Origin of the sequence: Legionella fairfieldensis ATCC 49588, assembly GCF_000621525.1 — a bacterium.
Lineage (GTDB): Bacteria > Pseudomonadota > Gammaproteobacteria > Legionellales > Legionellaceae > Tatlockia > Tatlockia fairfieldensis.
The window spans coordinates 1-6,649 of the sequence record NZ_JHYC01000044.1 but is presented as its reverse complement, the minus strand read 5'-3'; the positions used below and the strand labels follow the sequence as shown (position 1 = coordinate 6,649).

The following is a 6,649-nucleotide window of genomic DNA, read 5'->3' as shown; positions in this document are numbered from 1 at the left end:
AGGATTACTAATTGGTCTTGTTTGAAATAGCAATAAAGTCTCTTTTCTTGCAAATTTTGAGATTGTCATTAACACTCTAATGATAAGGTTAAGCACAGGAATGTCAGCGATGCCGATTCGAGTTTTGTTAGTGGAAGACACACCCATTGCGCAAGTGGTCGCCAAAAGCCAGCTTATCAAGCAAGATTGTGAAGTGGATATTGCAAGCGATGGAGTAGAGGCCCTTGATAAAACATCCCTTCATTCCTATGATCTCATTTTAATGGATATTGGCTTAGGTGAGGGGCCAGATGGTTTTGAAGTCACCTTACAAATAAAAAATAACAGCCCGCTTAATCGCTTAACACCTATTGTTGCTGTCTCCTCTCACAATGAAGAGGAATATAAAGAAAAGGCAAAGGCTGTTGGTATGGCCCATTATTTTAATAAACCGTTTAGACCTGCTGATGCCAAAGTGATTGTTGATTACATCAAAGAGCGTATGGCTCGGGAAAAGAAAGGCATGTGAGTCTCTTCACTTCACTCAATAAAATAAAAGGACTCGCAATTGTATCGCGAATCCTTTTTCATTCGTTAGCCCTTAGTAAGTGTTTGTAAACGGCTCATTATTTTTCGCTGTGGTTTCGGGTTTATTATTGCGAACAGGCGGAAACAGCGTATTACGATGGGTTGCTCCAGAACGTTGCCGATTCCGTTGATGATTGGCATTGATTTCCTGAATCGATACGGAGGTATGTCCTGGTCCCGATGATTTTCTGGATGATTCTTGTTCGCTCCCTTTTGCGGCGGGCAAAAAGGAGGATGCTGTCTCTTCAATCTGTTTCGCATGCTTTTCCACGTCATCCGCCAGGTTTTCCAGAGTCTCTCGCAGTTGTTGATTTTCTTGCTCAAGCTCTGCATTGAGTGCCGAGAGGGCTTTGGTCTCTGTTACTGCATCCTTCAGTTTCTCTTCCAGCGTATTATTTTTCTCAATGGCTAAACGATAGGCTTTTTTCAACTGCTCTAACTCCGTTAATAAGGCTTTTTTAGAATGGAGCAACTGGTCGACTTGCTCTTGAATGAGGTGTTGAGCCTTCTCCTGACTAATGAGTCCTTCATCCACTTCATTTTTTAATTGTTCATTTTCACGCGCTAATTCCTGATTTTTCACGGTCAGTTCATTGAGCGAGGCCACCAGGTGATTAATCCGTGTTTTTAGAGTACGAAGCAAGGTGTTAAAGTGCGTGTTATCTTCGGCTTTCAGATCATGTGGTGAAGCGTCTTCAAGCACCTCTTCCAGGCTCAAGGTCAAGGCGCGCAAGGGTGAAAAGAAATGCCACCAACCTGGCATCTTGTTCAGTTGGCCGTGAATCGCCATCCATAACGCCACACCACTTTGTTCCTCTTCAAGCGTCTGTTCGTCTTGAGGGGGCACTAAGCACTGCAATAACGCACTGATATGATTTTGTTCTTCCTCGTTAAGGTGGGGATATAATTTGCTGGTATTGGTTTGTTTCGCAAGGTCACTAATGCGTTGAATATCCTCAATGACAAGACAGTGATGTCGCTTTAAATCGAGCAGGTACGCAAAATAACGCTTGTTACTATTAAATACCACCAAATGGGTTGCTGAATTCGTATGGCGCTTATCAAACGGTTGGGTTTGTTGAATGAATAAACTGATTTGAGATTGTAAAGCCTTTTTAAAGGCGTGGAGTTTAATTTTCATTGCAGTACATCCTTTCTATGAAGCAAATTGATGAGTTAAATGATTATCGTGCGCAGTAGTCGGTGTTGCCGTTGGCGGTGTGAAGCCCCGCGGCTCTTTAAACAAACGCACTCCGTTTAATCGAGTGTAAAGCCTGGTTAATTCGTCCCGTTGCATGGCTCGTTGCCGGGTGAGTTGTTCAAGGTCTGGTTTTTCGGTATTCAATTCATGAATAAGCGTCTCTTGGCGTGCGTGCGCTTCGTTGAGTTGTTCTGTTTGTAAAAGACGTTCTTCTTGCGATTGAGCAACGTAGGCTTCTGTATCCACGACCTCATCGCCTTTCCCTTTCGTTAAGCGCGCTTCAGAGGCTTTCATTAATGCCTTGTGCTCACTTTGCCAGTCGTCCTTAAGAGCAAGGAGTGCTAAAAGCGCGCATTCCAGGTGTTGGAAATAGTGGTCATTTTCTTGCAATGTCGCTTGAGGCTGGTATTGAATACACTCCTGATAATCGTTAATGAAGGAGTGAAGCGTTGTTTTAAGTGGGGCAAGGGCGTCCTTCGCATTCGGTGTCGATGACAATAGCGCCAACACGCGTTTGATTTGATGCAAATAAAGTAAGGATTCATGGATAGGCAAGACGGTATAAAGACAGGGAAGCAACTCGTCTAACGTTGTATTAATCTGTGTGACCATGTTTTGAAGCATAAAGGGGTTGGTGATTAGCGCTTCCCGTTGAGCGGGTGATTGTTCGTTCAGGGCGTGTTCAAAGGCCGTCAATAATTCGCGGGGCAGCGAGCGATTGACGTTAGCAAAATGGGATAATACGGATTCAATGGAAGGGGTTGCATCGTTATTCTCGTCCAATTGCCAATGCTTGATGACGGCTTGTCGAATCCTTTTCAATCGCTGCCTGTCTTTCTCATGACCAGACGGCGGGCCAAGTTGTTTCTCGATATCATTCAGCTGCTGTTGAATGGTGGCCTTTATTTGCAAAAGTTTGGGATTATCCGACTCGGCAAAAGCAAACTCAATGGGCAGAGGCGCTACAGCCAATTGTTGCAAGTAAGTCATTTGCAGTTGCATGAGGTGGTGTTTTCGATTAACAATCAATCCATGCCAACGCTCCAAAAAACGGTGAAATGGTTTAAAGAAGAAAGCAAGCCAGGTGTTTTTTTGCCGATGTGCGTCTTGAAGTGCCACGTCCAGTGTAGTATGTAAATCCGTGAGTTCTTGCCACCACTTTATCGATGATTCCCAACGATTTTGTTGAGGAGGCTGCAAGGCATTCAGGCGAAGCAATTTAAACAACAAGTCCGATTTGTTGCGAAAAAAGTAATCCTGCAAATTAAACAGGCGCGACATAACGCGTAAAAAAAAGGAGGTTTGAGATAGGTCGCTACTTATTGGTTCTGGCACTAAAAAAACGTGCTTACCCTCCTTCTTAATGAGGAGGCCAGTGTTTTCAGTTAAGAGCAGTTGTTTATTGAGTACATTCTGTAAGGACAGTGCGCCGTGTTCTTTTATGTAAGCGACGGCTTTCACAAAAGGAAAAGGAGCCTCTTTGCCAGTCATGCATTCATTGTCTTCCATGCGCTGAAAGGTTTGAATGCCGTTTTCTTTCAATTGATTCAGTAAAAATTGAGTCGGATTGGATTCATTCAGCGTGCCTGTGTGCAGGGCTACGGTCAAGCGATAAAAAAGCGCTTCGGCAATGGCTTGCCTTGCTTGCGTAATGTCTTGTTGAATGGCTTGTAAGTGATGGGGATAATCGACCAGGGCTTCCGTTGCATAGCGTTTTTTCCTGGCTTCGTTTTGTGCGTTCGTGGTGAGCGTTTTCAATGCTTGCAAAAGGTCTTCGCATTCAAACAAGGCGCCTACAGTAAAATGGGAAAAAGCACTTTGATGCTGCCAGGCTTCTTTAAGACGATTAAGGCGTTGTTTTTGGGCTGGGTAATCACGGCGAAGTTTATCCCAGATCCTTTTTCCCCGAAGCGTTTCATGAAAGTCTAAAAATTCGCTGATTTTTTTCTCGTGAAGCACTTGAGTGGTGATTTGTTTTAAGGCACCGAAGCCCTTGTCTTCTCTTAATAAACGTTTGGCCGTCTGAAGTTGATTCCTGTAATTCATTGGAGAGGGGTCAATAGTGCGGCCTCCTAACTCTTTCAGTTTGGCAAAATACGTGATGCCTTCATTAAGGGCATCTTGAATTTTTTTTAAAAAACCAGGGGTGGAAATAGTAAACACTTCAAACGTCATATCCTTGATTTCCTTGTTACGGGTTAACGTGTAAACAGGTTGTTACAACATGAACTACAGCAATAATGAATAGTATTCGATGCCAGTCAGTGGCAATCATTTGAGCGCGAATCATAGCGTAGTTGAATTCTTTTTTTAACCCAAAAAGTGTTAATGTTTGTAACAATTTTGAATTGCTTTTTTAATCAATGAATTAGCTAAAATTATAGCGCAGTGTTCTTATGAAATTTTGTTCACTAAAAGAGAAAAACGTGTTTTTCTGTTATACTAGACTCTTTATTTTTTATTGACCCTTACTATGGATATTGTCACCGTTCCTTTCGCGCATAAAGTCGTGTTAAAGATAAAAGGCCAGCTTGTGTCTCTCATTGCCTTGAAAACCCGCGATCCAGGCGCTGTCAAACTGGGCGTTGTCGCCCCAAAAGAGGTAATGGTGAGAAAAGAAGAAGCACAAGCGCTTTCAAAAAAAGAAAACAACGTGATAACGAACCCTTTGGCGTAATTGACCTGCTTGCTCTTTCTCGGAAGAACCTTTTTATAGCAAAAAAAAGTAATATTGATTATTATTTGATTATTGCACATTAATCAAAGGTAACGCCATGACGAATCAACGAGGCGGCAAACGGCCTGGTGCAGGACGCCCCAAAGGACTCAATCAATACGGGGAAACCACTCAACCCATTCGCATTCCTTTATCGCGCATTGCAGAGGTGAAACAATTTCTTAATTGCTCCTCTCCAACCTCAGCGCTTGCGTTTCCCCTTTATTCAAGCACGGTGCGTGCGGGGTTTCCTTCGCCTGCCGATGATACCATCGAAAATTATCTGGATTTAAACGAGTATTTGATAGCCCATCCGGCAGCGACTTTTTTTGTACGGGCATCGGGGGATTCCATGAATGGCGCAGGTATTAATGAAGGCGACTTGTTGTTAGTTGACCGAAGCCTTGAGCCGTTGCACGGTAAAATTGTGATTGCTGCTTTAAATGGCGAGTTAACGGTAAAACGTCTTTCTAAAAAGGAAGGGAAGGTCCAGCTTCTCCCTGAAAACAACACCTATCCGCCGCTTGATATCACCGGTGAGGAAGAGTTAGTGATTTGGGGTGTAGTAAAACACATCATCAAGACGGTGTAGGCTTAATGTTTGCGCTGATTGATGTGAATAATTTTTACGTGAGCTGCGAGCGGTTGTTTCGTCCTGATTTGCGCGACAAACCGTTGATTGTTTTATCCAACAACGATGGCTGTGTCATCGCACGTTCGAATGAAGCGAAAGCACTGGGTGTTAAGATGGGCGAACCTTATTATCAGGTGAAAGGATTGTGCAAACGGTATGGTGTGGTCGTTTTCTCGTCCAACTATCCCTTGTATGGGGATTTGTCCTACCGTGTCATGGCAACCATTCAAAATGCCTGGCCGCATGTTGAAGTCTACTCCATTGATGAGGCATTTCTCGATTTAAGAACGATGCCTCGGCAAGAACACCTCAACTTTTGCGAGGCATTAAGAAAACGCTTGTCTAAAGACATTGGCCTTCCCGTATCCATTGGGATTGGGCCGACTAAAACATTGGCCAAGCTTGCCAATCACGTCTGCAAAAAAACGTTATTCACCCCTGTTCTGGATGTGACTCAGGCACGCCATTGGCTTAAGCAGGTGTCAGTCGGTGAGGTGTGGGGGATTGGCCGGCAGTGGCATCACCAATTGGTGCGCGAGGGGATTGATACGGCTCATGATTTGGCAGCCGTCAATGTCCATCAACTTCGCCAGCGCTATAATGTGGTGTTGATGCGTACCGCCCTGGAATTGCAAGGGGTTATCTGTGAAGGAACGCATTCCCGTGAAGCGAGGCAATCCATTCTTTCATCCAAATCGTTTGGTTCAACGCAGACCAAGTTTTCAGCACTTGCTGAAGCGCTCAGCGCCCATTGTGCCCGCGCTTGCGAGAAGTTACGCGAGGATAAGCTTCTCGTTCACTCAATAACAGTCTTTGTCGACACCCATCGATTTCGTGCGGATTTGCCGCATTATCATTCGCATTGGCAGGTGAGACTGATTCAGGCAAGTGATGATGTCCGTGTCATTACTGCGTGGGCCAAACGTGCTTTACAGCAGTTGTTTGTCGTCAATCATCCTTATAAAAAAATAGGCGTTTGTTTGACGGATTTGACACCTAAAGCGAATCGACAAGGCGATTTGTTTGATGAGAGGAATGAGGATGCCCGGATTAAACAGGAGCATTTACTCGCCACACTGGATGGCATCAATCAAAAATACGGCAGGCGTACCATTCACCTCGCTGCGGAAGGATTTACCAGGGCCTGGGCGATGCGCTCGGATAATCGTTCCCCTTGTTACACCACGCGGTGGTCTGATTTAGCGCAAGTCAACTGCTAAAAAAGAAGCAGCTCGCTATCCTTGATACAGCGAGAGATTTTATAGGCGTATCAACGATTTAAACGGGGTATGCACAAGGTTATCCACACATTCTGGGGATAAGTCAGGTTAAAGGAAATGAGAAACAAGTCTTGTACACTAAGGATTGTGACTTCGATGAAGGTATTTTTCTTGATTGGCAGAGTGGTTAATTGTTGAAACTATCCACAGGGAATAAAAACGGTGAAGCTTTGTTATTCTATAGAAAAAAAAAGAAAAGAGATAGACTTGACTTCATTCTTTTTATCAAAAAGCGATTGACTCGGCTAAAA

Annotated in this window: 6 protein-coding genes; 4 read left to right on the top strand and 2 right to left on the bottom strand. The window is 44.1% G+C overall.

The genetic code is table 11. The features are described from left to right. The first annotated feature begins 109 nt into the window (after positions 1–109). Positions 110–508 carry a response regulator gene (locus T345_RS0110470; RefSeq protein ID WP_028389301.1) on the top strand — a complete coding sequence of 133 codons (399 nt, stop codon included), beginning with the start codon at positions 110–112 and terminating at the stop codon, positions 506–508. A gap of 72 nt (positions 509–580) precedes the next feature. Here the strand turns inward: T345_RS0110470 and T345_RS0110465 are convergent, their stop codons facing one another. Further along, positions 581–1,708, bottom strand: coding sequence for an SH3 domain-containing protein (locus T345_RS0110465; RefSeq protein ID WP_028389300.1), 1,128 nt, complete (start codon positions 1,706–1,708; stop codon positions 581–583). 15 nt (positions 1,709–1,723) lie between these two features. Beyond that, positions 1,724–3,943, bottom strand: coding sequence for a hypothetical protein (locus T345_RS0110460; protein ID WP_028389299.1), 2,220 nt, complete (start codon positions 3,941–3,943; stop codon positions 1,724–1,726). A gap of 298 nt (positions 3,944–4,241) precedes the next feature. Between T345_RS0110460 and T345_RS14160 the strand changes: the two genes are divergently transcribed. The 3 genes from T345_RS14160 (at position 4,242) to T345_RS0110445 (ending at position 6,338) form a co-directional block, all read left to right on the top strand. Then, entirely contained in the window at positions 4,242–4,445 is a 204-nt protein-coding gene (locus T345_RS14160) for a hypothetical protein (protein ID WP_035918849.1), read from the top strand. Between the two features lie 97 nt (positions 4,446–4,542). After that, positions 4,543–5,076, top strand: a complete 534-nt coding sequence (locus tag T345_RS0110450; protein WP_028389298.1) for a LexA family protein — start codon at positions 4,543–4,545, stop codon at positions 5,074–5,076. Between the two features lie 5 nt (positions 5,077–5,081). After that, positions 5,082–6,338, top strand: a complete 1,257-nt coding sequence (locus tag T345_RS0110445; protein WP_028389297.1) for a Y-family DNA polymerase — start codon at positions 5,082–5,084, stop codon at positions 6,336–6,338. Positions 6,339–6,649 lie beyond the last annotated feature (311 nt).

Excerpts from the sequence above, each read along its gene's own strand:
- T345_RS0110470 (WP_028389301.1), top strand. The coding sequence starts at position 110 with ATGCCGATTCGAGTTTTGTTAGTGGAAGACACACCCATTGCGCAAGTG.
- T345_RS0110465 (WP_028389300.1), bottom strand. The coding sequence starts at position 1,708 with ATGAAAATTAAACTCCACGCCTTTAAAAAGGCTTTACAATCTCAAATC.
- T345_RS0110460 (WP_028389299.1), bottom strand. The coding sequence starts at position 3,943 with ATGACGTTTGAAGTGTTTACTATTTCCACCCCTGGTTTTTTAAAAAAA.
- T345_RS14160 (WP_035918849.1), top strand. The coding sequence starts at position 4,242 with ATGGATATTGTCACCGTTCCTTTCGCGCATAAAGTCGTGTTAAAGATA.
- T345_RS0110450 (WP_028389298.1), top strand. The coding sequence starts at position 4,543 with ATGACGAATCAACGAGGCGGCAAACGGCCTGGTGCAGGACGCCCCAAA.
- T345_RS0110445 (WP_028389297.1), top strand. The coding sequence starts at position 5,082 with ATGTTTGCGCTGATTGATGTGAATAATTTTTACGTGAGCTGCGAGCGG.